Annotated in this window: 26 protein-coding genes and 5 pseudogenes; 17 read left to right on the top strand and 14 right to left on the bottom strand. The window is 69.7% G+C overall.

Annotated elements, in window-relative coordinates; translation table 11 throughout:
- From ACZ7IB_RS15240 to ACZ7IB_RS15225, 4 genes and pseudogenes are all read left to right on the top strand, one after another.
- Positions 1-342: transglycosylase SLT domain-containing protein (locus ACZ7IB_RS15240; protein ID WP_470912915.1), on the top strand; the 342-nt coding region annotated here is incomplete at its 5' end.
- 244 nt (positions 343-586) lie between these two features.
- On the top strand, positions 587-1,195 hold the full coding sequence (locus ACZ7IB_RS15235) for a hypothetical protein (RefSeq protein WP_470912914.1): 609 nt from the start codon (positions 587-589) through the stop codon (positions 1,193-1,195).
- A 315-nt stretch (positions 1,196-1,510) separates the two neighbouring features.
- Positions 1,511-1,875 (top strand): annotated as a pseudogene (locus ACZ7IB_RS15230) (transcriptional regulator).
- A 43-nt stretch (positions 1,876-1,918) separates the two neighbouring features.
- On the top strand, positions 1,919-2,323 hold the full coding sequence (locus ACZ7IB_RS15225; RefSeq protein WP_470912931.1) for a CBS domain-containing protein: 405 nt from the start codon (positions 1,919-1,921) through the stop codon (positions 2,321-2,323).
- A 122-nt stretch (positions 2,324-2,445) separates the two neighbouring features.
- On the opposite strand, the gene ACZ7IB_RS15220 is transcribed toward ACZ7IB_RS15225, so the two are convergent.
- Positions 2,446-3,399, bottom strand: coding sequence for an NADP-dependent oxidoreductase (locus tag ACZ7IB_RS15220; RefSeq protein ID WP_470912930.1), 954 nt, complete (start codon positions 3,397-3,399; stop codon positions 2,446-2,448).
- A 117-nt stretch (positions 3,400-3,516) separates the two neighbouring features.
- Here ACZ7IB_RS15220 and ACZ7IB_RS15215 point away from each other — a divergent pair, with 117 nt between their 5' ends.
- Positions 3,517-4,476 carry a GlxA family transcriptional regulator gene (locus ACZ7IB_RS15215; RefSeq protein WP_470912913.1) on the top strand — a complete coding sequence of 320 codons (960 nt, stop codon included), beginning with the start codon at positions 3,517-3,519 and terminating at the stop codon, positions 4,474-4,476.
- Between the two features lie 472 nt (positions 4,477-4,948).
- On the opposite strand, the gene ACZ7IB_RS15210 is transcribed toward ACZ7IB_RS15215, so the two are convergent.
- Entirely contained in the window at positions 4,949-5,455 is a 507-nt protein-coding gene (locus tag ACZ7IB_RS15210) for a pyridoxamine 5'-phosphate oxidase family protein (RefSeq protein ID WP_470912912.1), read from the bottom strand.
- Positions 5,456-5,695: 240 nt separating this feature from the next.
- Here ACZ7IB_RS15210 and ACZ7IB_RS15205 point away from each other — a divergent pair, with 240 nt between their 5' ends.
- Positions 5,696-6,175 carry a hypothetical protein gene (locus ACZ7IB_RS15205; protein ID WP_470912911.1) on the top strand — a complete coding sequence of 160 codons (480 nt, stop codon included), beginning with the start codon at positions 5,696-5,698 and terminating at the stop codon, positions 6,173-6,175.
- A gap of 23 nt (positions 6,176-6,198) precedes the next feature.
- Positions 6,199-6,876, top strand: a complete 678-nt coding sequence (locus ACZ7IB_RS15200) for a vitamin K epoxide reductase family protein (protein ID WP_470912929.1) — start codon at positions 6,199-6,201, stop codon at positions 6,874-6,876.
- Here ACZ7IB_RS15200 and ACZ7IB_RS15195 read toward each other — a convergent pair.
- Entirely contained in the window at positions 6,827-8,152 is a 1,326-nt protein-coding gene (locus ACZ7IB_RS15195; RefSeq protein WP_470912910.1) for a globin domain-containing protein, read from the bottom strand. The genes ACZ7IB_RS15200 and ACZ7IB_RS15195 overlap by 50 nt on opposite strands.
- A 243-nt stretch (positions 8,153-8,395) precedes the next feature.
- On the opposite strand from ACZ7IB_RS15195, the gene ACZ7IB_RS15190 reads away from it, so the two are divergent.
- Positions 8,396-9,142, top strand: coding sequence for a response regulator transcription factor (locus ACZ7IB_RS15190; protein WP_470912909.1), 747 nt, complete (start codon positions 8,396-8,398; stop codon positions 9,140-9,142).
- Positions 9,143-9,156: 14 nt separating this feature from the next.
- On the opposite strand, the gene ACZ7IB_RS15185 is transcribed toward ACZ7IB_RS15190, so the two are convergent.
- The gene (locus tag ACZ7IB_RS15185; RefSeq protein WP_470912928.1) at positions 9,157-10,860 is read right to left on the bottom strand and encodes a sensor histidine kinase; all 1,704 of its coding nucleotides are present in this window, start codon (positions 10,858-10,860) and stop codon (positions 9,157-9,159) included.
- A 229-nt stretch (positions 10,861-11,089) separates the two neighbouring features.
- Positions 11,090-12,556, bottom strand: a complete 1,467-nt coding sequence (locus tag ACZ7IB_RS15180) for an amidase (RefSeq protein ID WP_470912908.1) — start codon at positions 12,554-12,556, stop codon at positions 11,090-11,092.
- 130 nt (positions 12,557-12,686) lie between these two features.
- Between ACZ7IB_RS15180 and ACZ7IB_RS15175 the strand changes: the two genes are divergently transcribed.
- Positions 12,687-13,307 carry a TetR/AcrR family transcriptional regulator gene (locus tag ACZ7IB_RS15175; protein WP_470912907.1) on the top strand — a complete coding sequence of 207 codons (621 nt, stop codon included), beginning with the start codon at positions 12,687-12,689 and terminating at the stop codon, positions 13,305-13,307.
- Positions 13,308-13,731: 424 nt separating this feature from the next.
- Here ACZ7IB_RS15175 and ACZ7IB_RS15170 read toward each other — a convergent pair whose 3' ends face one another.
- Positions 13,732-14,352: an L-threonylcarbamoyladenylate synthase gene (locus ACZ7IB_RS15170; RefSeq protein WP_093899210.1), complete on the bottom strand. Its 621-nt coding sequence runs from the start codon at positions 14,350-14,352 to the stop codon at positions 13,732-13,734.
- A gap of 32 nt (positions 14,353-14,384) precedes the next feature.
- Complete coding sequence (locus ACZ7IB_RS15165) at positions 14,385-14,816, bottom strand: carbohydrate ABC transporter permease (RefSeq protein ID WP_470912906.1); 432 nt, start codon at positions 14,814-14,816, stop codon at positions 14,385-14,387.
- Between the two features lie 71 nt (positions 14,817-14,887).
- Between ACZ7IB_RS15165 and ACZ7IB_RS15160 the strand changes: the two are divergent.
- A pseudogene (locus tag ACZ7IB_RS15160) lies at positions 14,888-16,213 on the top strand (amylo-alpha-1,6-glucosidase); the annotation flags it as partial.
- 84 nt (positions 16,214-16,297) lie between these two features.
- On the opposite strand, the gene ACZ7IB_RS15155 reads toward ACZ7IB_RS15160, so the two are convergent.
- Together ACZ7IB_RS15155 and ACZ7IB_RS15150 are read right to left on the bottom strand one after the other, a co-directional pair.
- Positions 16,298-17,518 carry an AI-2E family transporter gene (locus tag ACZ7IB_RS15155; RefSeq protein WP_470912905.1) on the bottom strand — a complete coding sequence of 407 codons (1,221 nt, stop codon included), beginning with the start codon at positions 17,516-17,518 and terminating at the stop codon, positions 16,298-16,300.
- Positions 17,519-17,722: 204 nt separating this feature from the next.
- Positions 17,723-18,100, bottom strand: a pseudogene (locus tag ACZ7IB_RS15150) (carboxylate--amine ligase); the annotation flags it as partial.
- A 362-nt stretch (positions 18,101-18,462) separates the two neighbouring features.
- Here ACZ7IB_RS15150 and ACZ7IB_RS15145 point away from each other — a divergent pair.
- The 4 genes and pseudogenes from ACZ7IB_RS15145 to ACZ7IB_RS15130 all read left to right on the top strand — a co-directional run bounded on the left by ACZ7IB_RS15145 (position 18,463) and on the right by ACZ7IB_RS15130 (position 20,340).
- A complete protein-coding gene (locus ACZ7IB_RS15145; RefSeq protein ID WP_093899206.1) occupies positions 18,463-18,618 on the top strand; it encodes a DUF6131 family protein in 156 nt (51 codons plus the stop codon).
- A 315-nt stretch (positions 18,619-18,933) separates the two neighbouring features.
- Positions 18,934-19,452, top strand: a pseudogene (locus ACZ7IB_RS15140) (2OG-Fe(II) oxygenase); the annotation flags it as partial.
- Positions 19,449-19,697: pseudogene (locus ACZ7IB_RS15135) on the top strand (metal-binding protein); the annotation flags it as partial. The pseudogenes ACZ7IB_RS15140 and ACZ7IB_RS15135, both read left to right, overlap by 4 nt.
- An 88-nt stretch (positions 19,698-19,785) precedes the next feature.
- Positions 19,786-20,340, top strand: a complete 555-nt coding sequence (locus ACZ7IB_RS15130; RefSeq protein WP_470912904.1) for a hypothetical protein — start codon at positions 19,786-19,788, stop codon at positions 20,338-20,340.
- On the opposite strand, the gene ACZ7IB_RS15125 is transcribed toward ACZ7IB_RS15130, so the two are convergent.
- Together ACZ7IB_RS15125 and ACZ7IB_RS15120 are read right to left on the bottom strand one after the other, a co-directional pair.
- Positions 20,310-20,483, bottom strand: a complete 174-nt coding sequence (locus ACZ7IB_RS15125; RefSeq protein ID WP_470912903.1) for a hypothetical protein — start codon at positions 20,481-20,483, stop codon at positions 20,310-20,312. The two genes, ACZ7IB_RS15130 and ACZ7IB_RS15125, sit on opposite strands and share 31 nt — an antisense overlap.
- Positions 20,484-20,524: 41 nt before the next feature.
- A complete protein-coding gene (locus ACZ7IB_RS15120) occupies positions 20,525-21,238 on the bottom strand; it encodes a CTP synthase C-terminal region-related (seleno)protein (protein ID WP_470912902.1) in 714 nt (237 codons plus the stop codon).
- Between the two features lie 76 nt (positions 21,239-21,314).
- Between ACZ7IB_RS15120 and ACZ7IB_RS15115 the strand changes: the two genes are divergently transcribed.
- Positions 21,315-22,196 carry a LysR family transcriptional regulator gene (locus ACZ7IB_RS15115; protein ID WP_470912901.1) on the top strand — a complete coding sequence of 294 codons (882 nt, stop codon included), beginning with the start codon at positions 21,315-21,317 and terminating at the stop codon, positions 22,194-22,196.
- A 198-nt stretch (positions 22,197-22,394) separates the two neighbouring features.
- Here ACZ7IB_RS15115 and ACZ7IB_RS15110 read toward each other — a convergent pair whose 3' ends face one another.
- From ACZ7IB_RS15110 to ACZ7IB_RS15100, 3 genes are all read right to left on the bottom strand, one after another.
- Positions 22,395-23,447 (bottom strand): polyprenyl synthetase family protein, encoded by a 1,053-nt coding sequence (locus ACZ7IB_RS15110; RefSeq protein WP_470912900.1) that lies wholly within the window; start codon positions 23,445-23,447, stop codon positions 22,395-22,397.
- Positions 23,444-24,508 carry a tetratricopeptide repeat protein gene (locus ACZ7IB_RS15105; protein ID WP_470912899.1) on the bottom strand — a complete coding sequence of 355 codons (1,065 nt, stop codon included), beginning with the start codon at positions 24,506-24,508 and terminating at the stop codon, positions 23,444-23,446. The genes ACZ7IB_RS15110 and ACZ7IB_RS15105 overlap by 4 nt, the downstream gene beginning before the upstream one ends.
- 186 nt (positions 24,509-24,694) lie before the next feature.
- Positions 24,695-24,988 carry a hypothetical protein gene (locus tag ACZ7IB_RS15100; RefSeq protein WP_470912898.1) on the bottom strand — a complete coding sequence of 98 codons (294 nt, stop codon included), beginning with the start codon at positions 24,986-24,988 and terminating at the stop codon, positions 24,695-24,697.
- Positions 24,989-25,147: 159 nt separating this feature from the next.
- Here ACZ7IB_RS15100 and ACZ7IB_RS15095 point away from each other — a divergent pair, with 159 nt between their 5' ends.
- On the top strand, positions 25,148-25,609 hold the full coding sequence (locus ACZ7IB_RS15095; RefSeq protein WP_470912897.1) for a hypothetical protein: 462 nt from the start codon (positions 25,148-25,150) through the stop codon (positions 25,607-25,609).
- A gap of 248 nt (positions 25,610-25,857) precedes the next feature.
- Positions 25,858-26,049, top strand: a complete 192-nt coding sequence (locus ACZ7IB_RS15090; RefSeq protein WP_327271280.1) for a DUF6381 family protein — start codon at positions 25,858-25,860, stop codon at positions 26,047-26,049.
- Positions 26,050-26,219: the final 170 nt, after the last annotated feature.

Here is a 26,219-nt window from a genome sequence, read left to right as displayed (position 1 = left end):
GCCCAGGGCGGCAGGGGCTACGCCAACAACCTCGACGGCTGGATCAAGGAGTCGCTGGCCATCATGAAGGCCAAGGGCATCCCCGGCACCTACGAAGGCCTGCACCGCAACATCATGCGCGAGTCGAGCGGCAACCCCAACGCCCAGAACAACTGGGACGTCAACGCGCGCAACGGCATACCCTCCAAGGGCCTGCTCCAGGTCATCCAGCCGACCTTCAACGCCTACCACGTCGCCGGCACCGCCCACGACCTCGCCAACCCCGTCGCCAACATCACCGCGGCCGCCAACTACGCCGCCCACCGCTACGGGTCGATCGACAACGTCAACTCCGCCTACTGAGCCACAGACTCAGCACCCGCACCGCAAGCCAGGACCGGCACAGGCAGCAGCACCGCTGCCCATGCCGGTCCTTCGGCGTGTCAACCGGTGATGAGCCTTTGCGGGCTATCCGGCTCGGGTGGTATCCCGATCGGTGCTTGGTGTCAGCCGTTCGATATGCCCGAAATGACAGCCCTGTGGAGCGTAAGTACGTTCAGTCACGGGCCGGCTACGCAGCTGGCCTCTCTGAGACAGGAGAAGTGACATGGTTACACGTTCCACCGTCGTGACCGCCGCCCTCGCGGCCGCCATGGCCCTGGCAGCCACCGGCAGCACCTTCACCTCGGCCGCCACCATCGAGTCGGCCCGGCCTGCACGGCCGGCCCAGCCGGCCCCGGCAGCCCCGGCAGCCCCGGTCGTGCGACAGGCCGCAGTCCCAGTTCCGGCCTCCAACGGCGGGGGCGACGCCGGAAAGGGTGACCAGGGCAGGGGCAACGACCAGGGCAGGGGCAACGACGAAGGCGGAGGCGACGAGGGCAGAGGTAACGACGAGGGCAGGGGCCACGGCGGGGGTCGGGGTTACGACGAGGGCAGGATCCACTTCAACGATCGGACGTACTCCGCCTACCCCGGCGGCTGCGTCACCGCGGCCAGCGGCCTCGGCGCCACGAGCTTCAACATCTTCAACGAGAGCCGGAGGACCGTCGAGGTCTTCAGCGGGGCGACCTGCGACAACGGCGGCCCCGTCGCCGTCGTCGGACCCTACGGCGCCACCTCGGGCGTGTTCCCGCAGCGCGTCGACGGAGGCGTGTTCGTCAACGACGGCGTGGGAGCGAGCTTCCGAGTGATCGGATACGACTTCGAAGGCGAGTGACGGATCCGCCTGCGTGACGTGACGAAGAACCCAGGCCCGCCGGAATCGGGCCGCGGTGTCCTTGTCCGTGCACCCCAACCGGGACGCACCGGTTCCAGAGGCCCATGCCCTCATCCGACCCACGCCCGATCGACGCGCACATCTGCCTCGCCGTGCTGAAACCGCACGGCGAGGCACTGTCGGCCCAGCCGGACCGTACCCGCCATCGAACTCGGCCGGACCCGGCAACCGGGACGGCGGCGCTCGCGCGGACGACCCGTGCTTGCCGGGTGCCGTGTACCGGCGCCCGGCCCCGAACTCCTGGAGGCGGCGGTCATGAGCACACCTCCGCACCAGCTCAAGGCCGACTTCTCCAAAACTCTCGGCAACCCGGTGCGCATCCGCGCTCTCGAATTGCTCAGCCGGCGGGAGCACGCTGTCGCCGAGCTGCTTCCGGAGTGGGTACCGAGGCCGCCCACCCCTCTCGGCGGCCGGCCGTCCCGCGACGCGCCAATCCGGTCGCCACCCGCAAGGAAGGCTGGACCGTCTTTGACCGCCTCGTCACGCCCGAGGATGCCGACCTGCTGACCGTGGCCCGCGGCATCCTCAGTGGCGTCCTGGCCGGCCGGGCCGAACCTCTCGAAGATCTCAGGGCCGCCGAGCCCTCAGCAGGTGCGCCCTCTCGTGCCCGCCGGGCGTGAGCCGCGCACCGCCAAGTCCCTGGAGCCGACGATCACCTCTCGAATGAGTCCCACAGCCGCCGACGCCATGATCGCGCCGGACCTGCAAGTCAGCGACCACATCAGCATCGACAGGGCACTCGATGTCCTTCGCGGATCCCACAGCCAGTACGTACTCATCCGTGACGACACCGGCCGGTGCGCCGGAATCATCACTCTCGACCAGCTCACCGCCCACGCAGCGAAGCCCTGGTACGCCGAGAACACCCGGGTCCGTGACATCGCGCACGACTGCGGCCCGTTCGCGCACCCCGGCATGCTCGCCTCGGAGGCCGCAGCCGCCATGCGCGAGCGGTCCCTGACGATCCTGCCCGTCGTCGACGAGGACGGCTTCGCCGTGGGCATCCTCACCACCGCACGGCTGCAGGCACTTCTCGGCACGCTTCCAGAGGACATGGACCGGCCCTGACCTGAGTGGCTCTGGGCACGAACGTCCGCGAGGCGCTGTGCGTCATCGACCGCCGGCAGGGTCTGGCACCGCGACTCCGGCCGTCTGTCCGGGAATTCGCATCGCAGACCCTGCCAGAGGGATCACAACTCCGTTGCTGCGGGCTCCGTCACGACCAGCACGATCTTTCCCGAGGTCCGGTCGGTCTCGCCGAGGGCGTGGGCCTCGGGTGCTTCGGCGAGGGGAAACGTGGCCTCGACGTGGGCATGGAGGGAGCCGGCCCCGACGAGGTCGGCGATCGCGTTCATGCCGGCGTGGTCGGCCTCGACAAGGAGGGTCTCGACACGGACGCCCAACTCGGCGGCCCGCTGTGCCTCGTCCGGGGAACCGCCGTACAGCAGCGAGACGAGAACACCGCCAGGACGCAGGACGTTCAGCGAACGGGTTCGGGTCTCGCCCGCCAGGGGATCAAGGACGACATCGATGTCCTTGACGGCCTCGGCGAAGTCGACGCTGCGGTAGTCGATCATCTCGTCCGCGCCAAGTGCCCGGACGAAGTCGTGTTTGGGGGCGCTCGCGGTACCGATCACGTACGCCCCACGGGACTTGGCGATCTGGACTGCGAGGTGGCCGACGCCGCCTGCGGCCGCGTGGACGAGGACCCGCTGCCCGGGGCGCACGTCGGCGGTGTCGACGAGAGCCTGGTACGCGGTGAGGGCGGCAAGCGGGAGGGCCCCGGCCTGGATATGGCCGATACCGGCCGGCTTGCGGGCGAAGGCGCGTGCCGGGGCGGTCACATACTCGGCGTGGGAGCCGACCCCGTACGGGTAGGGCAGCATGCCGAAGACTTCGTCGCCCGGCTTGAAGAGAGTGACGCCAAAGCCGACAGCCTCGACGACTCCTGAGACGTCCCAGCCCAGGACCAGCGGAAGCCGGTCCAGGAGAATCCCGTTGGCACGGTGCTTCCAATCGGTGGGGTTGACCCCGGCCGCGCGGACGGCGACCAGGATCTGGCTCGGTCCCGGGACGGGTTTCGGCAGTCGCACTTCCTTGAGTACATCTGGGGCTCCGTGGACGTCCTGGCTGATGGCGCGCATGGTGGCGGGGGCGGTGGTGGCCGTGCTATCCGCTGTGTGCTGGCTCATGCGTTCAGCGTCGCGGACCCCGCCGCTCCGTACCATGGCGTGATTGCCATCTTTCGACAGGATCCTGCCATGGAAAGTGTTCACCGTGTAGCCGTTCTGGCCCTGGACGGGGTGTACCCGTTCGAGCTGGGCATTCCGAGCCGGGTCTTCGGGGCCGCAAAGGGCCTGTACGAGGTCGTGACCTGCACCGTCGACGGCCGTCCAGTGCATACCAACTCCGATTTCTCCATCACTGTCGAGCACGGCCCGGACGCTCTGCGCATGGCCGACACCGTGGTCATCCCACCATTCGCCACCTCGCTCATCGCGCGGGAGGCGCCTGCGGCTGTCACGGCGGCTCTCGCGTGCGTGGCACCGGGCACGCGCATCGTGTCCATCTGCACGGGCGCCTTCGTCCTCGCTGCAGCCGGTCTGCTCGACGGACGTCCTGCCACTACGCACTGGGCGCTCGCCGGCGTCTTCCGGGAGTGGTTTCCGCACATCGCGCTCGATCCGGATGTGCTGTTCATCGACGACGGCGATGTGCTGACATCCGCGGGCGCCGCGTCCGGTGTCGACGTCTGCTTGCACGTCGTACGCAAGGACCACGGCAGCGAAGTGGCCAACTGGGTCGCTCGCATCTGTGTCGTACCGCCCTGGCGGGACGGCGGGCAGGCGCAGTACATCGACCAGCCGGTGCCCGAGACCTCCTCGAACAGCACGGCCGCCACCCGCCAGTGGGCGCTGGAGAACCTTCACGAGCCTCTGAGCCTGGCCGGGCTCGCCGACCATGCACGTATGAGCCTGCGTACTTTTGCCCGCCGCTTCGGCGAGGAGGTCGGAACGAGTCCGGGGCGGTGGCTCATCCAGCAGCGGGTCTACCGGGCACGGCATCTGCTCGAATCCACCGACCTACCGGTGGACGACGTCGCCGCCCAGGTCGGCTTCGCGACGGGCACGTCGCTCCGCCAGCATCTGCACGCAGTCATCGGTGTGTCGCCGCTCGCCTACCGGCGTACGTTCCGAGGGATTCCCGGAGAAATCCACTGAGCGCCGCCGCAGGTCGTGAACGGTATCGGGCCGGCTGGTCCCGCCCTTTCATCGGGATGCCAGTACCTGTTCTCCGGGGAGGTGTTGGTGATCCTGGGCCGCGTGAATCATCGGTCGTCGCAGCGGTGCCACGACAGCTCCATCACGCGTCGAGCCCCGCGCTCGGCCACGATGCGCAAGGACCGGGATCGGCATCGAGGAGGGCCGCGGCGTCGCCTTCGGGTTGGGAGCGTGGGCACCGGGCTCCACGGCACCTCCCCGGCTGCACAGCACTGAGAAACGCGGACGGTGCCCGCCGGGACGGGCACCGTCCGCGCCCCCGGGGAACAGTGGCTGGTCGGACCAGGTGGGCCGATGGTCTCAGCCGTGTGTTCCAGTCAAAGGCGGCTCAAGTGGGCCCTGGTGTGACCCGGACACTTCGCCCACGGAGCGAGCTACGGAGAGAGAAGTGCTTCAGCACGCAGACGCTGCATCAGACCGTCAGCCGGATCCCGGTGACCAGATGCGGACGGATGCGGACCGCACAGTCCATCACCCGGTCGGACCAGGGCCTGATCAGCCGTTGGTAGCGCATCAGGGCATCGGGATCGGTCACGGGGCGGCAGTATCCCGTCGCGACGACGCTCCAGCCCAGATGGGTCAGCGGATCGATGTCATCCGCCTGGTAGGCGACCACGACTCCCTGGCCGCCATGGTGCCGCGCCTGGGCGAACAGGTCCGAGTCCTGATGGGACCGGATGACGATCTGGCCGAGGTCCAGCAGATGGTTCACCGGCCGGATTGCGGGCAGCGCGCGCTGGGTGAAGACGATCCGCCCGAGCGGCGCCCCGCCGAGCAGACTCAGCGCCTGAGCGCCCGTCAACTCGACTGTGCGGCGTGGCCCGGTGGCCGCCGGGCCGTGAGCCGGGGCCGACGCCGACGACGTGGACGCGGCCACGGGCACGGACGACCGCGGCGACTGATGATCTGCGTGGCTCATGGGGCGGCCTCGTCTCCTGATCTGCTCGACTGCCGCACGAGTACATCGCGTGCTGCCGTCCCCACACCAGGGCCGAACGGCCCAGGGCCGAACGGCCCTAGCGGCGTCGGACCCCCGAGGGTTCACTGCAGTGGACCGCATGCCGCGGGCCGGCCCAACGGCGGCTCCGGGGGCCGGGCCGCGGCTTGTGGAGCGTTCGGTCGGAGCGGGCAGTGCGGATGTGCACAGGAGGGGAACGCGGTGATCGCGGTCGTCGGACACAGAGACCTCAACAACAGAACTCTGGCGCTGGTGGAGGCTGAACTGAGAGCGCGGCTGGACTGCCTGGCAGAGGGCGTGGCCGCTCTCGTACGGGTCGGGGCGGGGCTGCCGCTCGTGTTCGGGCGCGCCGCCCGGGAGGCCGGACGGAAGCTGACGGTACTGCTGCCGACCCAGGGCGCGGTGCCCGCAGTGCTGCCCGAGCGGGACCGGCGGGCCGCAGGGGAACTGCTGGTCCTGGCCGAGAGCGTGCGGCTGCTGGCTTTTGATCCGGCCGACCGCAACGCTTGCGTCAGCGCCGATGAACGTCTGGTGGAGACGTGCCGGACCGTGCTTGCCGTGTGGGACGGTTCGCCGTCGGACGGCCGGGACGCCACCGCACATCTGGTTGCCTTTGCCCGGGCGCGTGGAATCCGGGTGGAGGTCGTCTGGCCGGACGGCTCCGTGCGGGGGCGGGCATGAGCGCGTCGGCGCGTGAGTCGGAGATGGTGGCGGAAGCCCCCGAGGCCGATGACCGGGAGGCTCACTCCTCGGAGGGCCGGGCGAACGACGGTGCTTCGGGAACGCGCGACGAACGGGAGCGGACCGGGGCGCGCCGGGGATTCGCATGGCTGCTGCTGATCACCGCCGCCCTCGGGCTGCTCGGCTCCTTTGTGATCACCACCGACAAGTTCGAACTGCTCGCCGACCCGGGCTTCGTTCCCGCCTGCTCGCTGAGCCCCGTGGTGTCCTGCGCGGATGTGATGCGCAGCGAACAGGCGTCGGTGTTCGGCTTCCCCAATCCGCTCATCGGACTGATCGCCTTCGGGGTGGTGATGGGGACCGGCGCGGGCCTGCTCGCAGGTGCGCGCTACCGACGGTGGTACTGGCTGGGGCTGAACCTGGGCACCCTGTTCGGTGCCGGCTTCTGCATGTGGCTGATGACGCAGGCGCTGTACGACATCGGCGCGCTCTGCCTGTGGTGCGTACTCGTGTGGGTGGCCACGATCTTCGTGTTCTGGCACACCACCGTGCACAATCTGCGCCATGGCGTCCTGCCCGCCCCACGCGCCCTCGTCGCGGCGGTACTGGAGTTCCCCCTTGCGGTGCCGGTGACTTGGTGCCTGGCCATCGTCATGCTGATAGCAATCCGGTTCTGGCCGTACTGGCGGACGTTTCTGTGACCCGCACGATGCCGGTGATGTCGTGATGGACGTGCGTGGCCGGGACTCCGGCGGCGGCCAGCCGGGCGGCGACGGCCCGCGCCGAGTCTGTAGTGGATGCCTCGGGTTCCAGGGCCAGATAGACGTGTGGCCGGGCGGCGGCCCCGGGTCGCTGCGCCAGTATTCCGTCCAGGGCCCGCAGGCCGGGGTCCGCGGAGGGACCGGCCGGGTCGGCCTGACCGGCCGTGAGGACGGTCAGCCAGGGGCGTCCGCGCCGGAACGCCTCCAGGAACGCCGCGTCGTACACGCCCTCACCCGCCCCTCCATCCAGCAGCAGACGCACCCGGTGCGCACGGAACCGTTCGGCGTCGAACTGCTGGAGCAGCGCCTTCATCGCGGCCCATCCGGTACCGGAGGCGATCAACGCAACGTTGGCGGACGGGGTGTGATCGGGCAGGGCAAGCGCGCCGCGCGGTGCGCTGAGGCGGACGGTGCCGCCTTTTTGCGTGCCGTGCACCAGCGCATCACTCACTCCGTCGGCACCCCGGGCCCGTACATGGAACTCCAACTCCCCGTCCGGATGCGGCGCTCGGGCCAGATAGTAAGGACGCCATGCCTGCTCCAGCAGCGGCGACTCCAAGGACGCGAACTGCCCGGCTCTGAAGGGGTAGGGCTGATGGGGGCGCACCCTCAGCACCGCGAGATCCGGCGTACGGAACTCGTGCGAAGCCACCGTCGCCTCCCAGCTCGGCGGTTCGGCGATCGCCTCGTCCGCGCCCCTGACCATCGCCGAAACGGCGAGCCGCAGCATTCGCAGCCAGGCGTCCTCCAGGGCACCGGTCCACCGGGCGCCCGCACGCATGCGCAGCGCCTCGATCAGCGCCGCCTCGAACGCCTCGAAGTGCGCGGGGCGCACACCGAGCTTGCGATGGTCGCGGCCCAACTGCGCGAAGGTGGCGATCATCTCGTCCGTACGGTGCAGATTGCCGATCAGATGGCGGAAGATCCCGACGAGATGGGCCTGCTGGAACGCCATCGACTCGGGAAACAACGACCGCAGATATGGATGCCGCTCGAACAGGACCCGGTACAGTTCGGCGATCAGCTCCTCCAGCGGGCTTACCAGCGGCAGGAATTCGCTGATCAGCTGCTGGTCGGACGTTCCGTCGTACGGCTGCGGTGCCTCGGCGCACCACGGTTCGGCGCCGGCTCCGGCCGGGGACAGGATGCGTCGTCGCAGCCGCATCGCGTCATGCCGCGCGAGCAGTGCGTGGTAGTCCTCGCTCGGGGTGTTCATGGACCGGTGACTCCTTGGGACAGCACGGTGGGTGGCCGGGACGGAGAGACGTCCGTAGCGCCCGGACGATCTCGGCGGCGTCAGTATGGCACCGCGTCCAGCCTGCCGACCGGCCCTGGCCACAGGGCCTTTCGGCCCTGTTCAGAGCCTCTACGACATGCTGTGACACCCCGGCGAACCGGCCTGCGGACGGACGCACATACTGGTCCAAGACCCCCCTTCCCCGAATCGATCGAGCATGGTGTGAATGACCTCGCGAAGTCCCCGCTGAGCACGACGCCGCCGCAGTCCGCGGCCCCCGTACGCGTCTTCATCCTCGACGACCACGAGGTCGTCCGGCGCGGCGTACGCGATCTGCTGGAGGCAGAAGACGGCATTGACGTCGTCGGCGAGGCGTCCAACGCCAGGGAGGCGCTGGCCCGCGTACCGGCCAGCAGGCCACAGGTCGCCGTACTGGACGTAAGGCTCGGCGACGACCCCCGCGGTGACCACGCCGGTATCGAGGTATGCCGGGAACTGCGTGCCCTCATGCCCGAACTGGCATGTCTGATGCTGACGTCGTTCGATGACGACGAGGCACTGTTCGACGCCATCATGGCGGGCGCGGCCGGCTACGTACTGAAGCAGATCAACGGAGCCGATCTGATCGCCGCCGTACGCACGGTCGCGTCCGGCACCTCGATGCTCGATCCACGGACGACAGCTCGTGTGATGGCACGGCTGCGGGGTCACCAGCGGACCCCCGCCGAGGAGTCGGAGGCATCGGAACTGGAACAGCTCACAACCAGGGAGCGCCAGATCCTGGACCTCATCGGCGAGGGCCTCACCAACCGCGAAATTGCGGAACGCCTCTTCCTGGCCGAGAAGACCGTCAAGAACCGCATCTCCTCGATCCTCGCCAAACTGGGCGTCGGCCGCCGGATTCACGCCGCGATGCTTGTCGGCCGGATCAAGGACCGCCAGGGGCAAACCCCGGTCCGGCGAATCTGACAGGTGATCAGACGTCAGTCGTGGAGCGGGACGCACCATGTGATCCGGGTGCCGCCGCCCGTCGGCCGTTCGACGGCGAGTGTGCCGCCGCACAGCTCCGCCCGCGTACGCATGTTGGCCAGCCCACTGCCGCGCACTGTCGGCTGACCGCCGTCATTGATCGCTGTCCCCGTTTGGGGAGCTGTCGTGTCACCGGCCGGGATCCCGATGCCGTCGTCCGTGACGGTCAGGGTCACCGCGTCGTCGGCCGACAGCACGATGCCGATACGACTCGCACGGGCATGGCGGGACGCGTTGGACACCGCCTCGGCGGCGACCGCCACCACGTGTTCGGCGAGTTCGTCCGGGACGGTGGTGTCCACCGGCCCGTCGATCCGCACCGTGGGCCGGAAGCCGAGGACATGTGCCGCCGCACGAGCGGTCTCCGCTATCCGGTGCCGCAGCCCGCTGCGGCCCGAACCGTCCGCCGTGCGCAGATCGAAGATGGTGGACCGGATGATCCGGATAGTGGTGTCCAGATCATCCACTGCCCGGCTGACCCGCTCGGCCGCTTCCGGGCGGTCCGAGATGGCCCGGGTGGTGCTCTGGAGAGTCATCCCGGTCGCGAACAGCCGCTGGATCGCCAGATCGTGCAGATCGCGGGCGATCCGGTCCCGGTCGTGCATCACGGCGAGTTCCTCGGACTCGGCCCGTCTGCGGGCCAGTTCCAGTGCGATGGCCGCCTGGTCGGCGAAGCCGGAGACGAGTTCGACCTCGGTCTCGTCGAACGGCGGGCGGTCCGCCGGCCGCCCCAGGCGCAATGCGCCCAGTGCTCCGGTATCGATCTGCAACGGCACCGCCACCACCGGGCCCAGACCGTCCTCGGTACCGTCGCCGAACGGATGAGCCCGGGGATCCGTACGGACGTCGGCGCAGTGCACAGGCGTTCCGGTACGGGCGGCGAGCCCGGCCAGCGATCCCGACGCCGGAACGGACAACCCCGTTACACGGTCGGAGTCCCGGCCATGGGCGACGGCAACGGTGAGGCGTTCCTCGGCCGCTGCTGCCGCCGGAGCCTCTGAGAGGGGCGCGGAACCGGGCCGCGCCGTGGGCAGCAGAATCGCTGCCCGGTCGGCCCCCGCCACTTCCATCGCCCGCTCGGCGATCAGATGCAGCACCTCGTCGGCCTCCGTTCCCGAGAGCAGGGTGCGGGTGATTTCGCCCAGTGCCTCCAGGCGCCGTTCCCGGCGGCGGCTCTCGTCGTACATCCTGGCGTTGTCGATGGCGACTCCGGCGGCGATCGACAAGGTGGTCAGCACCGCCTCGTCGTCGGCGTCGAAGCTCACCCCGCCCCGTTTCTCGGTGAGATAGAGGTTGCCGAACACCTCGTCACGCACCCGCACCGGTACGCCGAGGAAGGTGCGCATGGGCGGATGATGAGGCGGAAAACCGAAGCTGTGCGGGTGGCTGCTCAGATCGGTGAGCCGCAGCGGTTCCGGGTGACGGATCAGCTCGCCGAGGATTCCGCGGCCGCACGGTGACTGCCCGATCCTGGCCGCGAGCTGGTCCGACAGGCCCACCGGCAGGAACTCCAGGAGCTTCTGCCCGTCCCCGACTATGCCGAGTGCTCCGTACTCCGCGTCGGTCAGCGTCACCGCTGCCTCCACGATGCCGCGCAGCACCTCCGGGAGTTCCAGGCCCCGTCCCAGACTCATCACGGCATCCAGCAGACTGCGCATCCGGTCCGGCCGGCTGGGCTGCGGCCACGCGGCCGGACCGGGGCAGGAAGGGCCGGGCGAGCCGAGCGTGGGGGAGGAGGGGACGGGGCAGGGGACTTCGAGGGGGGAGCCGGGCTCGGGAGGTGCTGTCTCTGCCATCGGGGTGCCGTTCTCTGGGGCCGTGTGCCGTATGCCGGGTATCTGCTCACCGGATCACCGCAGGGCTGAGACCGGTCCACGGGCGGTCAGCCTACGACAGCACAGGCGCCGAGGGCCCGGCGGTGTGTGGTCTTGAACGAGGGCGCGGGCGCGGGTCGACCGGTGTGAGAACTCCGAGCCGGTCCTCGATCGCCTGCGCCGCGCCCAGGCACAGGTCTTCGCGGAAGGCGCGCCCGACGACCTGCACCCCGGACGGCAGTCCGTCGGCCACTCCGGTCGGTACGGCCACGCCGGGCACACCCACGAAACTGGTCACGGTGCACAGGCGCATCGCCGAGCCGACCCGGTCCCGTCCGGCCCTGTCGCGTGACTCCAGTCCCGGCTCGACCGGTGGCTCGGTGAATACCGGGCCGAGCAACAGCGGGTATTCGTCGAGGAATTCGGCCCATGAGCGGCGGATGTTCATCCAGGTGCCCATCAGCTTCATGAACTCGTCCGCGCTTGCCGGCGGCGTCTGCTCCATCGTCATCTCGATGTAGCGGTCCCCGCCTGCTCCGAGCAGCTTCCGCACCACTGGCCAGGTCGCAGCGAACTCGGTCACGGTGATCCGGCCGTACGCTTCGAGCGCTTCGTCCAGTCTCGGAACGTCCTGCACCTCCCGCACGTCGTACCCGGCGTCGCGCAGCACCTCGGCCGCGGTCTCGACGGCCCCGCGAACCGTGGGGTGAACGCCGTGCCCACCCGGGTCCGCCACGACCGCGACCTTCACAGGCCCGGGGAGCGGTTCGCCGTAGGCAGGTACTGGTACGGCCCGCGGGTCGCGCGGGTCGGTCCCGGCCAGCACCTCGAACGCCAACCGGAGATCGCCCACACTCCGCGCCAGCGGGCCGTCGGTGACCAGCATCTGGGACGCCGGGCCGGGGTCGTCGGGGCCGAGGACGCGGTGGTCCGCGGGGAAGCGCCCGGTTGTCGGCTTCAGCCCGGCCACGCCGCAGAACTGGGCCGGGATGCGCACCGATCCACCGGAGTCGTTGCCGAGCCCGAGCGCTGCCATGCCCGTGGCGACGGCCACCGCGTCGCCTCCGCTGGTGCCGCCCGGGGTCCGGCCGCGGTCCCATGGGTTGGCCGTGTCGCCGAAGAGCTCGCTTCGCGTGTGCATCCCCGCCAGGATCAGGGTGGGTATGTTGCTGTGCCCGATGGGGATGGCCCCGGCTGCGCGCAGCCGGGCCACTGGGGGCGCGTCGGCCGACGCCACCAGATCGCGGAAGCGCTCCGTGCCGAAAGTGGTCGGTACGCCTTCGACGGCGGTGCTCTCCTTCACCGTGAACGGCACGCCCGCCAGCGGCCCCAGCGCTTCACCGGCGGCCCGACGGCGGTCTGTCTGCGCTGCGGCGGCGCGTGCGCGCTCCGCCAGGAGCTGCGTGACCGCGTTCATCTGCGGGTTGACCTCGGCGATGCGCTCCAGGTGGCTGTCGACCAGTTCGACAGCCGAGACATCTGCGCGGCGCACCGCCTCCGCCTGCGCGGTGGCCGGCATCTTCCACAGGGCATCCTGCATGTGCTCGTGTCCTTTCCCATCCATGTTCCGATGCGCTTGCATCGGAACTGTAGCCCCCGAACCGATACGAGCGCATCGGATAAAGTGAGCTGCGGAATGTAGCACCGCGGAACCAGGGAGGCGACCGGGTATGCCCAAGCAGGTGGATCACGCAGACCGGCGTCGCCGAATCGCTGAGGCCGTCTGCCGAATCGCCGACGAACGCGGGCTGGAGGGCGTGACCCTTCGAGATGTCGCCGCGTGTGCGCAGGTGTCGATGGGCGCCGTTCAACGATGCTTCCGTACCAAGGAAGAAATGCTCGTGTTCGCGCTCGGGCACATCGGCGAGCGGATCAGTGAGCGCGTACAGGCCCGCCTCGTCAGGAGCCCCGCCCAGTCGGCCGGCACCGCCCTGGGGCATGCGGTGACCGAGATCTCACTGCTCCAGGAGGAGCACCGCGCCGAGGCCAGGGTCTGGCTCGCCTTCGTTGCGCAGGCGGCCGTCAGCGAGGCCCTCGCGAGGACGCTGAAGGCGAACTACGCAGCCCTGCAAAAGGCGTTCACCCGCCTCATCTCGGAAGCCGGTGAAGGCGCCGACCGTGCCGTGCCCCTCGATCCGCGACGCGAGGCCCGCACCCTCCTCGCCCTTGCGGACGGCCTCACGGCGCATGTCCTCATCGGCCATCTCACTCCGCAAGAGGCGCAGGACGTCCTCCACGCGCACCTGGGCGGCCTCTGGGAGCGTCCGGTCCGGCCGGCTCGCACCACTTGAACGTCCCGGGCCGCCGAGGCGGGCCGGGCTCGGAGTCGAGTCCGCCGGACGCCTACTGCGGGCGCCTGGCACCACTCGTACCTGTCGTTCCCGGACCGCCGGGTCCTGGGGCTGCCCGGAGAACCACCCGGGTTTGGGTCCGAGGGCTCTGCTGACCGTGCGTGCCGGTTCCTGGGGTCGGGGTTCTGGCGGCGAGTGCTGCGGAGTGACGGGAGGGAGGGCCGGCTCGCAGCGGCGCGGCCTGCGGTGTTCAACCGCCTGCTCACCGAGTGCATCGCACACCAGGGCGCTCTGCGGAGCCCGGGCCGTCCGCCGCGCTGCCGCAACCCCGCCCTCGCGACCGTGCCGCAGGCACCCCGCACATGAGTCACCGACGTTCCGGCACGGAGGCCGCTCAGCAGGTACCGTGATGCCCGTGGCGCGGCTACTCGAACCGTGCGGTATCGCCCGCCCCGCGGCGTACGATCTCGAGCTCACCGCCGGAGAAGTCGATGACCGTGGTCGGCTCGGTGCCGCAGTCGCCCGAGTCGACCACGGCGTCCACCACATGGTCGAGCCGTTCCTTGATCTCCCAGCCCTGTGTCAGCGGCTCGTCCTCGTCGGGCAGGAGCAAGGTGCTGGACAGCAGCGGCTCACCGAGGTCGGCGAGCAGCGCCTGAGCGACGACATGGTCGGGAATCCGGACTCCGACCGTCTTCTTCTTCGGATGCAACAGCTGACGCGGCACCTCCTTCGTCGCGGGGAGGATGAAGGTGTAACTGCCGGGTGTCGCTGCCTTGATCGCGCGGAACACATCGTTGTCGATGTGCACGAACTGACCAAGCTGCGCGAAGTTCTGGCACACAAGGGTGAAATGGTGACGGTCGTCGAGGTTGCGGATCGACCGGATCCGGCTGATGCCGTCACGACTGCCCAGCTGGCACCCCAATGCGTAACAGGAGTCCGTCGGGTACGCGACGAGCGCGCCGGCGCGGATGCTGTCGGCCACGGAGCGGATGGTGCGCGCTTGAGGATTCTCGGGGTGCACGTCGAAATACTTCGCCATCCGCCGAGTCTAGGTGATCAGGACCATTACGCTCAGAACAGCGGAGCCCGGTCCGGTCGGTGCGTCGGAACTCTCTCCTTGACCGCTCCCGCGTTGGCGCCGCTCACGAAGTAGCGCTGGAAGCAGAAGAACAGCGCGGCCACCGGGATGGTGGAGAGCAGCGCCGCCAGCTTCAGCGGATACGGCGTTCCGCCGCCGAGTCCGCCCGAGACGAAGCGGGCCAGACCCGTGGTGAGCGTCTCGTAGTGGCCGGACTGCGTGCTGACGAGGAAGTGCGTGAACTCGTTCCACGACCCCTGGAACGACAGGATCGTCAGGGTGATCAACGCAGGTCTGGCCATCGGCAGGACGACGGACCAGAAGATCCGGAACACACCCGCCCCGTCGACCCGTGCGGCCTCCTCGACCTCGCGCGGTACCGATTCGAAGAACTGCTTCATGATGAAGATGCCCGCCGCGTCCACCCAGCAACGGCAGGGTCATACCGGTGTACGTGTCGAAGAGCCCGAAGGTGTTGAGCACCAGGAACTTCGGGATGAGCAGGGCCACTCCGGGCACCGCCATCACCGAGAGCACAAAGCCGAACAGTGCGGAGCGGCCCCAAAAGCGCAGCCGAGCCAGCGCGTATCCCGCCATGGAGTCGAACAGCACCCGGCCCACGGTCACCACCACCGCCACCAGCGCCGAGTTGCCCAGCCAGCGCAGGAAGGGCACCCCGTCCGCGGCCTGGCTCAGCCCGAACAGCCGACTCGCTCCCGGCGCGTCATGGACCGCCGTACCGCGCTGCGACGCCGCGCATGAGGACGGCGACCAGTTCCCCGCGCCACCTGCCGACAGCCTGCCCTGGCGTACGCCCGTCCTGCGCAGCGCCGACCGGCGCTTCGATCACTGGCTGAGCCAGTCGGCCGCCGACCTCGACCGGCTGCGGCTGACCGACCCGGAGAAGCCCGCCGACCAGTTCCTGGCTGCCGGAGCCCCGTGGTTCCTCACCCTCTTCGGCCGCGACTCCCTGTGGGCGGCCCGCATGCTGCTGCCGCTGGGCACCGGTCTCGCCGCAGGTACGCTGCGCACACTTACCCGCCGGCAGGGCACGAAGTCCGATCAGGACACCGAGGAACAGCCCGGCAAGATCCTGCACGAAGTGCGCCGCGCCACCCAGAACTTCAACGAGAACTTCGCCCTGCCGCCCTGCTACTACGGCACGGTCGATGCCACCCCGCTCTGGATCGACCTGCTGCACGACTCCTGGCGCTGGGGCCTCGCGCCCGAGCAGGTCGAACAGCTCCTGCCGCACGCGGAGTCCGCCCTCGCCTGGATGCGCGACCACAGCGACGCGGACGGGGACGGCTTCCTGAAGTACATCGACCACACCGGACGGGGCCTGGCCAACCAGGGCTGGAAGGACTCGGGCGACTCCATCCGGTATCGCGACGGACGCTTCGCCGCTTCCCCGATCGCGCTCTGCGAGGTCCAGGCGTACGCGTACGAGGCGGCCCGCGGCGGTGCGGACCTGCTGCGCGCCTTCGGCCGCCCCGGCGCCGACCGGTGGGAGGAGTGGGCCGAGCGGCTGCGGGACCGTTTCCGCAGCCACTTCTGGGTGGAGGACGAGCGGGGGCCGTACCCGGCTGTTGCGCTCGACCGGGAGAAGAAGCCGGTGGACTCGGTCACCTCGGGCTTCGGCCACCTGCTGGGCACGGACCTGCTCAACCACGAGGAGAGCGCCCTGCTGGCCGCCAGGCTCAGCGCGCCCGACCTGGACTCGGGCCATGGTCTGCGAACGCTGAGCAGCGACTCCGTTGCCTACGACCCGTACGGCTATCACATCGGTTCCATCTGGCCGCACGACACCGCGATCGCGGTGCACGGCCTGGTCAGGGCCGGGTTCCCGGAAGCGGCCGCGTCCCTGTCCGAGAGGCTTCTGTCTCGCTTCCGCCCCGGGCATCCCTCAATCCTTCGCCTGCGCGGATTCGCGTGCCGGGCGCAGGGCCTGATGGGCCGACCAGACGACGGACACGAGCGGTACCGCCACCACCGCGCCCAGCACCCCCGCAGCGATGGCGCCGCCGATCACCGCGAGTGCGACCACCACCGGGTGCAGGCGGACGGCCCGGCTCATCACGATCGGGTGCAGGAGATGGCCCTCGATCTGGCCGATGACCACGATCAGCGCGATGACGACGGCCGCCACGATCGGGCCTTTCGCCGCCAGAGCCACCACGGCGGCGATCGCGAGGGCGACCGGTGAGCCGATCAATGGAATGAAGGCGGCGAAGAATTCCAGCAGCGCCAGGGGGAGGGCCAGCGGTACTCCGAGTGCGAACAGGGCCAGCCCGACGAGCACTGCGTTGGTCGCCGCCACCAGGACGATGCCGTGTGTGTATCCGGTGAACGTCCGCCACGCCGCACGGCCAGCGATCGTCACCCGGGCCCGGGCCGTCTCCGGAAGCTGGTCGCAGAACCAGTCCCACTGCCGGTCGCCCGAGTGAATGAAGAAGACCGAGCAGAACAATGCGAGAACGAACACGGTGACCACCTCCACCAGCCGGCCCACGCCACTGAGAGCCGTGCTGATGAGGGTGGAGCGATGGCTGGAAAGGAACTGCCCGATCCGGGACTGCATGTCGTCGAGCGTCTTGGGGTTCAGCCGGAACGGTGGCCCCTCCAGCCAGTGTTCGATCCTGATCAGGCCGTCGCCGAACTCCCGTTCCAGCCCGGCGCGTTCTGCCGCGACCACCTCGCCGATGAAGGTCAGAACGCCGAGGACGAGGACGATACTGCCGACAAGCGACACAGCGACAGCGAGCGGCCGCGGCATCGGACGAGCCAGAAGATCCGCCACCGGGCGCAACATCGCGGTGCCGACCAGGCCGAGGAAGACGGCTACCGCTACCTCGTGGAACCGTCCCAGCGCTGAGAAGACGGCGTACACGACGGTTCCCACGACGAGGATTCGCCATGCGTAGGCAGCGGCCGTCTGCAGCGTGGGGTTCACGCGTGGCTCGTACCGCGGGCCGGGCGGCGGATGCTGCGCGCCCGGGATCCGGTTCGCAGGGCGGGTGATGCCGCGCAGCGCCTGACGTGACGCGGTGCGGATCCGGTGCCGTCGTCCTTCGGACGGTACGCCGGGGTCCGTGTTGTCGGGCTGCGGATGCGATGGCCTGGGCATTCCCTGCTGGTACCAGCCTGGGCCGCGTCCTCCCGGGCTCCCGCGGCGACATGCGCAGGAAGTCACCCCTACGGGCGGAGCCACCGGCCATCCACCTGCGGCTGTCGTCGCTGACCGGCTTGTCGATCCAGCTGCCGCCGGAGTTCCGCGTGCAGGTCTCCGGCGACGCATACGAGGTGAGCGTTCTGTACCGGGCCACGCCGGTCACCCGCGAGTGCGGCGGATGCATTCGGTGACGAGGTCCCGGAGGCTTCCGGTCCGCCGGAGCAGCTCTCGCTGGACGCGGGCACCGTTCCCGGTTCTCAGCAGCGAGTCCAGTGCTTCTTCGGCTGCGGCCGCGTCGCCGCTGTCCTCCAGCGCCTCGCGCACGTGATCGAACAGTGCGCGCGTCACGTCCGCGGCAGAGGCCGGACACATGGTCAGCGGGTGCACCAACTGACCTTCCAGGCCTGACCGGCCGGCCAGACGCAGAGCACCCACTTTGTGCTGAGGCGCCGCACTGCCCGCCTGCCATTGACGGGCCGCTGTTTCCACCAGACCCCGGGCGAGTGCGGCGAGCAGCACCGTAGTAGTGGCGTCCACACTTCGCACGACGGCTACCCCTCTGCCGCCCGCACGCGGCCGCGAGCAGGCCGTCGATGACGCCGCGCAACACCACTACTTGCTTGTGAACGGCGGCGGCCTCGACGTACTCGTCGTAGAGGCGCTCCGCGGCACAGCGGTCACGGATTCCGCTCACGGGAGTCGTTTGCAGGCGTGCAGTACGTGACCGGTGAGATGACACTGCCGGACACTCTCCTGCCCCGGCCTACGGTGGCAGCCAAAAATGAAGGTTCCCTTCCTATGGTGCCTCCGCGCCGGAGGCGATGCTCCTCGCGCGACCCGTATCACCCCGCGAAGGCGTCAGGCGCATACTGGGTGAAGATGTGAGACAGGAGGTCGTCATGATCATCCTCGGTGTCATTCTGCTGGTCATCGGCCTGGTGGCAGGTATCTCGATCCTTTGGACGATCGGTGTTGTGCTCGTCGTGATCGGCATCGTTCTCTGGATCCTGGGTGCCGTCGGGCATGCGGTGGGAGGTCGACGGCATTACTGGTAGGACTGCCGTTCCGTCGTCGGCGCCCTCCTCGATCACGCCCCGCCGCCAACAACGCGGCCGGCGAACACGTCGCCCGAGAAGATTTCTCCGACGGTACTGTTGGCGAGCTCGATCTCCACCGCCGTCGTGGGGGCGGCGGTGATCGGCGCCGGGTAGCGGCTGCACAGGACTCTGTCGCCTGCGACCTGACCGAGGGCCCTTGCCGCGCCGGCGTACTGATCCGTCCCATCTCACGGCTCCGGGTGTCACAGGCGAGGGTGGGCCTCGGAGACAAGTAGGACGATTGATCCGGTCCTTGACGCGGATTCATGTGGGGGAGGAGGTCAATTCACCCACGATCTGCCCGACGTGGTCCGGGAGTTGCGCGAGGCGTTCTACCCGCACCTGCTCCCGATCGCGCGTGCCTGGGCCGACAAATCGGGAAAGTCCGCCCCATGGCCGGACGAGTTGGAGGAATGGCTCTACACGTGTCACGAGGCCGGACAGTCCAAGTCCGGCCAGTTCCTTCTGCGTTACGGTGCCAGAGACTGGAACGCCCTGCACCGCGACGTCTTCGGCGACATGCTCTTCCCACTCCAGGTCGTCATCGGACTCGACGCGCCGGGCACCGACTACACCGGTGGCGATTTCCTCGTGATCGAGCAGCGCGCCCGCGCCCAGTCCCGGGGATCGGCCACCGCCCTTCTCCAGGGACACGGGCTGGTCTTCACCACCCGCGACCGGCCGGTCGCCTCCAAGCGCGGCTGGTCGACCGCGCCCATGCGGCACGGTGTCAGCACCGTCCGCTCCGGCCGGCGCCGCACCCTCGGCCTCGTCTTCCACGACGCCAGATGAACGACCGCACCGATGCCCGCCAAGAAGCCGGTCACCGCGTCCGCACACTGCTCGGCCGCGACGGCGAGCCCAGCCGCAGCACCACGCCGGGCACCCTCGGCGGACACCGGCGGGGCCGGTTGTACGGGCGGCTGGACTGCCCCTCCGCGCTGAGGGCGACAGCCCGCGGCCACTATGTGTCCCAGCGCGTGTTCTTCGCCGACGAGGCCACTGCCATCGAGGCCGGATACCGACCGTGTGCGGTGTGCCTGCCGGAGGCGTACGCCTGCTGGAAAGAGAACTGGAAAGAGAACTGGAGAGACAAGCAGGAACAGAGCCCCCCGGGGACACCTCATGAGCCTGATCAAAGATGCCGCGCGGAGCAGGTCACCCAGGCTCCGCAACCCTGTCGCCGACAGCCCGGCACCGAATGCCCACACGGAAGCGGAGCTGGCCGCATTGATCGGCCTGCTGACCGCGCCCCGCTCGCGTATCCGGTCCGTTGCCGTCGGGCACGGGCGCGACGGCGAGTCCCGTAGCGCCGCCCAGGCGTTCATCCGCGCTTGGCAGGCCCTGCACAGGGATGTGCTCGCTGTCGTCGACTGGCCCGAGGACGCGGCCTCGTGGCTGCGTCCCGCCCGGCGGCTGAACGCCCAGGCCCCGGACGCGTGGGTGTTGGCAGGCGCGCCGCTCGGAGTGGCGCAGCTCATCCGGCGCCTTCGTCAGTCCACCGACTGGGATCCGGCCCGCACCTTCGGTTTCGCCTCGCTCGGCACCCCGCGGCTCGTCGAGCTCGCCGGCGCAGACATCGTCCACGGTCTACGGGGAGCCTCCGCCGACGGTGGCACCTGGGACATACGCCGCGGCTGGACCACCCACTACGAGCCCCCGGACGTGACGTCCGAATAGTGCGGGGGCACGCCCAGGTGCGGTTTCGGCATGTCGGTGCGGATCGCGGTCAGTGCGGCGTCCGGCACCGGCGCGAGCGGGCTGGCGGCATGGGCATCGGGGACCGTGCACGCTCGTACGTACGCGGCCACCGCGACCGCCACGCGAGTCCTCCAGCTCCGAGGGGTATCGTCCCGGACCTGCATCAGAGTGAGCCTTGCGCGTGACGGACGGCGGCTTCCGCCAGTCCTGTGATCAAGGGGTGGGGCCGGGTGCCGTCGCCGAACAGTTCGGGCTGGAAGAGGGTGGCCAGAAAGTACGGGTGTGCCGGGAGTTCGGCGATACGGACCTCGCCCGCATCGTCGACGCCCGTGAAGTGCAGCCCGTGCGAGCGCAGCAGGTCCAGGTGGCGCGGGTTGGGGCCGTAGGTGCAGTAGTAGCGCTCCACCGTGCGTTCGGCGCCCAGGAGCCGGGCGGCCCATGAGCCGTCGGTGAGCCTGATCGCACCCTCGTGGCCGACCAGCGAGCAGGCCAGCGGGATTACCACCGCGTCTTCGGCGGAGGTCTGCGGCGCGTTCTCGGTGTGACCGGCACCGGCCACGCCGCAGACATTGCGGGCGTACTCGAGCAAGGCGTGCTGGAAGCCCCCACAGGTGCCCAGAAATGGGATGCCTTCCTCGCGGGCGGTACGGATGGCCGCGAGCGCCCCCGACTCACTGCGGTAAGGGCTGCCGGGCAGCATCCAGACCGCGTCGAAGCCCTCGACGCCCTCCGCGGCTTCCTGCGTGGGGATCCAGTAGGCGTCCAGGTCGAGGTCGTCGCGGTTGCGCAGGGACTCCAGCAGAACGGGGACGCGGGTGTGGGAGCGGACGGCCGGATCCCGGTCGCCGACCAGGGCGATACGTGACGTGTGGTTCATGAACCCCATCGAAACGCAGCTTCCGTATCGCGTCCAACGATGATCAGTGCATCTTTCATTAGCGATACTGATACTCATGGATCCGCATCTGCTGCGCACCTTCGTCGCCGTCGTCGAAGCCCGCTCCTTCTCCGCCGCCGCCCAGTCCCTGGGCTACACCCAGTCCGCCGTGTCGCAGCACATCGCGGCCCTCGAGAACGATCTCGGCACTCGGCTGGTGGAGCGCCGGCCGGTCGGGCCGACGGCAGCGGGCGAGCGGCTCATGGAACACGCCCGACCGCTCCTGCTCCGTCTCGACGCGGCCCGTGCCGATGTCGCCCGGGTCGGGCAGACACACAGCGCCAGGCTGACTCTTGCCTGCAGTCCCGCCGCCTTCGCGCCCGCCGTCGCCGAGCAGCTGGCCCACCTGCGCAACGACGCGCCCGGGCTCGCCGTGGAGATCCGGGTGCTGGGGCGAGAAGCGGTGGCGCAGGCGGTGCTGACGGGCGCCGCGGACCTGGGCCTTGCCGACGGTGCCGCGGCGCCCAGCGACCCGCTGCCGCTGCCGGACGCCGGACCCATGACCGGCCTCGCGGTGGCCGAGCAACCCCTCGCTGTCCTGTTCCCGGCCGATCACCCACTGGCGCGACGGCGCTCCCTGCGCCTCTTCGACCTCGCCGACGCCCACTGGATCGACGCACCCGACACCGCCGTTCCCCTCACGCAACTGCGTGCCGCCGCCAACACCGACGGGTTCCGCCCTCACATCACGTACAGCGGAACCGATGTGCACGGCCTCGGAACGCTTGTCGCCGCCGGGCACGGGCTGACCGCCCTACCCCTTTCCCTCGCCCTCGCGCTACCGGACACGGCCGCTGTCCGTGTCACCGCACCCCGCCTCGTCCACCGCACCGAAGTACTCCACCCGAGGGCCCCGGCAATCATTGCCGGGGCCCTCATTGCCCGGCTCACCGGCTGACGCGGCCCGTCGACGCGTTGAGACCACGCCAGTAACATCGGGCTCCTGCCCCGCTGCTGTATTAGCAGTTCCGGTGGGCGCGGAGGACCCGTCAGTTCTCCGCCGCCGTTCGGGTCGTGCCGGTGACCGGGTTCAGGCCCCCCGGAACCGACGGGGAGAGCCGGGGGAGCGGCGACCCGGTCGGGGTCCCGCGTCGGTTCACATGGTGCGGTCGACGAAGAACGGGAGAAGCGCGAGGATTTCACCGAGCGCAGCCGGGGCCAGCGGAACGCCGTCCAGGCTGCGGCGGGCGCTCTCCAGCTGCTGGTGGGCTTCGGCCAGTGTCGCGGAGCGCCCACCGGCTTCCTCGACGAGGTCGGCCGCCCGCCGGGCGGCGGTGCGGTCGAGCGGGTTGCCGCTGCCCAGGAGCGTGGCGAGACGCCGGGCAGCGGGGTGGTCCGTGGCCAGGGCCGCGAGGACGGGGTACGTCTTCTTCAGCCGACGCAGATCACTGTGGACGGGCTTGCCCGTGACCTGCGGATCTCCCCAGATCCCCAGGAGATCGTCCACGGCCTGGAATGCCACCCCGAGATGCCGACCGGCCCTGGCAAGGGCACCGACGGTCGTGCCAGGCGCTCCGGCCAGCACCCCACCCAGGCCTGCCGCACAGCCGAGCAGCGCGCCGGTCTTGTGCTCGGCCATCCACCGGTACTCGTGCGGCTGCACCGATTCGGGTCCGGTCCAGGGACGGGACTCGAAGAGCAGGTCCTCGGCCTGACCGCGCACCAGGTCGGTCAGTGTTCCGGCGAGGTGCCGAACCGCCGCCGCACCGTGCACGCCCGGAGCGTCGGCCAGAGTCTGTACAGCCAGCGCGAAGAGAGCGTCCCCCGCGAGGATCGCGGGGCCGGTCCCGTACACCTTCCAGACGGTGGCGCGCTGTCTGCGGGTCTCGTCGCCGTCCATGATGTCGTCGTGCAGGAGGGAGAAGACATGGATCAGCTCGACGGCGACCGCGCCGACGACAGCGTCCTCCGCAGGGGCACCGGCGGCCTCGGCACTCAGCAGCGCGAGGGCCTGGCGCACCCCTTTGCCCTGTGAGCCCGCGACCGGGGTGCCGTCCGCCGTGTCCCACCCGAGGGAGAAGGCGGCCATCTCCGCGTGCCACGGGTGCATACGCTGCACGGCCTGTGCAAGCGCCGGGCGTACGACATCGCGGCAGCGGGCGAGAATCTGCGGTGCCGTGGCCCGGTGGGTTACGGGTGGTGGTGTCATCGCCGTCCGCTTTCCTCGTCCGTCTCTCCACCGACCGGTGTCACGCCGAGTTCGGCGTACGCCTTGTCCACCATGTCCCGGGCGTTGAGCAGGCCGATGCGGCTCAGGGTGCGGTGCAATTCGTCCAGATCGGCGGCGGTCTCGTTCCGGTCGCGGCCGAGCCGGGCGAGCGACTTGACGAGACCGAGCCGGGCCAGGGCTTCACCGCGGGGTTCGGCCATGGCGCGGAACTCGGCGAGCGCTTCCTCGTAGACCTGGCGCGCCTCCTCGTAACGGCGGGCGCGGAAGAACACGTTGGCGCGCATTTTGTGGTTGTACGCGAGCGCACTGGACAACTTCATCTCACGGCAGGTGAGTTCGGCTTCCGTGAGCAGGGCCAGGGCGCGTTCCGGATCGTCGTCCCGCAGGGAAATGATGTCGGCCATGCCGCGCAGGGCCCACGCGCGGCCACGCCGGTCGTCCGCATTCCCGGCCAACTGTGCCGCTTCCTCGAACATGGCCAGCGCGCTGTCGAGCGATCCGGTGTTGCGGTGGATCTGCGCGATGCCCTCCAGCGCCCACACGGTGTGGCGCGCCTCGCCACGGGCGCGCGCCTCAGCGAGCAGTTGTTCGTGCAGGACCGCGACGGTCTGGTAGTCGCCCTGTATTCGCCCGGTCTCCGCAAGGCCGGCGAGGGAGTAGCCGCGGGCGACGATGTCCCCACCGCGTTTTCCCATGTCGGCTGCGAGCCCCAACAGCCTGAAAGCGAGCCTGAGTTCTCCGCGCTGCCGGGCGAGCGTCCCACCGCTCCACAGCGCCCAGGCCATCGCCCCCAGGTCACCGGCCGAGCGGGCAGCCCGGTAGCTGGCCTTCCACGCCTGATCGGCTTCCTTCACATTGCCGAGCCTGCGATGTGCCTCGGCCACCGCGAGCCCGCATCGCGCAACTTCCTGTTGCGATCCGCTGTGCTCGGCCTCCCTCAAGTGACGTACTCCTTCTGCCAGTACATCCGTGAGTGAGGAGTTCACCGACATCTTGGTGAGGGCGCCTTGGTACTCGGGCGCCAGTGCCTTGCTGTGCATGGGAGCCTTTCGCGCGCGGCCGGGTCGGCAGCGGGGCAACTATACATTTTGTGTATATATGCAGTGCATAGTTGTCTGGTGGTTCGGACCCGGGCACTCGTGGGGGTCGGACGTGGCTTGTCGCTTGCGGCGAACCGCCTTGCTGTGGATCAAGACGGCAGTGGCGTGTCCGAGGTTGCTCCGCGATCAACAGAAGTCGACATTGCCCGTACCGGGAGGCGAAGGCAGGACAGCCCCGGCCGCGGAGCGCGATGCGGCAGGGACGTCGGATGAGAGTGTGACACCGACACCACCCTCCAAGGAGCCGCGCCGGATGCGTCCGGCGTCCACTTCGCCTACTACCACCGTCACCGATCCGTCGTCCGGAAGCTGCTTGAGCACCGCCTCGCAGACGACGAGCCAGGGGCAGCCGGTCACGGTGACGGATAACGCGTCGGCAGCGGCTGTGAGCCCGACCTCATAGTTGAATCGGGACCGCATCCGGTTGAATCGGGACCGCACCCGGCCCGATCCCACCTCCCGCCTGATCCCATGGACGCCGTAACGCACAGCGCGCGGTCGGGACTCCATGTGGAGCGCTCCCGGCACCTTCTGGCTAAGCTCGACGAGGGGCCGAGTACCAGATCGACGGAGGCTCCCATGATGACCACACTCGACCCGCGCGATGTGCCCCCTCGCCTTGCCACCGGTGCGTTCATCCTGAACTCGGGCCTGGGCAAGCTGAAAGCGGACGAAGAGATGGCCCAGGGCGTGCACGGCATGGCCTGTATTGCCTACCCGTTCCTCAAGAAGATTGAGGCCAGGCGATTCACCCGGCTGCTCGCTCTGACGGAGATGACCGTCGGCGGAACCCTGCTCTGCCCCTTCGTGCCTACCCGACTGGCCGGACTGGTGCTGACCGGGTTCTCCAGCGGCCTGCTGGGTCTGTATCTGCGGGTCCCCGGGATGCGGGAGCCCGGCAGCCTGCGGCCCACCCAGAACGGCATCCCGCTGGCCAAGGACTCCTGGATGCTGGGGATCGGACTCGGCCTCCTGAGCGCGGATGCCCGCTGGTCAGGCGCCGGCGCATCCCGGTGTCCCTGGCGCCGGTCCGGAGGCTGACGGGTCAGCCGGGCCCGGGTGGGCGGCTACGGATGAGTGAGAGCACGGTGAAGGCCCACGTCAGTCGCATCCTGCCTACTCTGGAGGCGGGAAACCGCGTCCGGGCGGCGTCGCCGCCCGGACGCCGGGCCGGCGGATGACCCACTGCCGCGTTGGGCGTAACAGTGGGTAGCTGCCTGGAGTGGGCTGCCCCCGGCCAAGCCTGATCCGTGGTGGGCCCGCTCCGCCCGCAGATCCAAGGAGTGATCATGAGTGAATCAGAAGAATATCGCGGTCGCGTGAGGCAGATGCGCGCCAAGGCGAAGGATCTCAAGGACGCGGCCGAGCGCACCACCGACCCCAAGGAACGCCAACGCCTGAAGGACAAGGCCCGCAGGATCGAAGCGGAGAGCGATCAGATCAGCGGCATGGCGAGCGGGGACATCTATCCCATGGAGTAGTCGCCGCCGGGTGGCGGCCGAACGACACGGCCGCTCCACCCCGAGGCCGTGGACGCACAGCCGTCGCGGGGGGCCCCAGAGGCCCCGCTCCGTGGGGGTGGGCCGTTACTCCCTGTGTGGGTGGTGGGAGACCCGGGGGGGCTCGGAGTTGCGCCACGCGATCGACGTCT

The sequence above is a fragment of the Streptomyces sp. NPDC037301 genome (assembly GCF_055602785.1).
Note: the sequence above shows the minus strand (reverse complement) of the source record. Positions and strands in the feature narration are given on the sequence as shown.